A 655-nucleotide genomic window follows, 5' to 3' on the forward strand; every position below is an offset into this window, starting at 1 on the left:
TCAGGCGGGATTATCCTGGGTGGGCGCGGGCGACCTCGTGGCGAAGCGTGGCGCATCGGCTGCAAGCGCCACCAGGCTGCCCTATTTTGTCTTGCCGAGCTGAGGCGCCCGCGCGCCGGGGTTTGGCCGCCGCGGTTTCCATTGCGACACCAAGCGTTCGTAGCTTCGCTCCGCCTGGGCGGCAATCAACATCTCACGGTCGCGCAGCGCCTTGATGTTGTAGGCATAGGCTGGTCCGCGCCGGCTGCCCTTCTGTTGCGGATGTCCAGCTTGAAGTTGCATTGCGCGGGTCTTGTTGGCGACCAGCGCCGGACGCGCCCACAGGTAATCCTCGCCCTTCGTCAATAAATGCCAGCAGAGCACCGTGAGCTTGCGAGCCACGGCCACCGCGGCGACCTGATGGCCACGCCGGGCGCGAATCCGCACGAAAAAAGCATGCAGTGGACCGGGCGCCTTGGCCGCGGCCCAGGCGGCCTCGACCAGCATGGCGCGCGCGTGACTGCGGCCGATCTTGCTGATGCGACCGTGATGGGCGGCTCCCAGTCCCGACTGCCGCACCCGCGGGTTCAGCCCAAAATAGCTCACCAGCTTCTGCGGGCTGTTGAACCGGCTGATGTCGCCGATCGCCGCCATGATGCCGGCAGCGACCGCCAAG

At 66.9% G+C, this 655-nt stretch carries 1 protein-coding gene; it reads right to left on the reverse strand.

Translation table 11 applies throughout. The features are described from left to right. Positions 1 to 81: 81 nt before the first annotated feature. Positions 82 to 655, reverse strand: a 574-nt coding sequence (locus tag IVA74_RS02180) for a transposase (protein ID WP_247339430.1), incomplete at its 5' end; no start/stop codon positions are given.

It is taken from the genome of Bradyrhizobium sp. 132, from assembly GCF_023074185.1.
GTDB lineage: Bacteria > Pseudomonadota > Alphaproteobacteria > Rhizobiales > Xanthobacteraceae > Bradyrhizobium.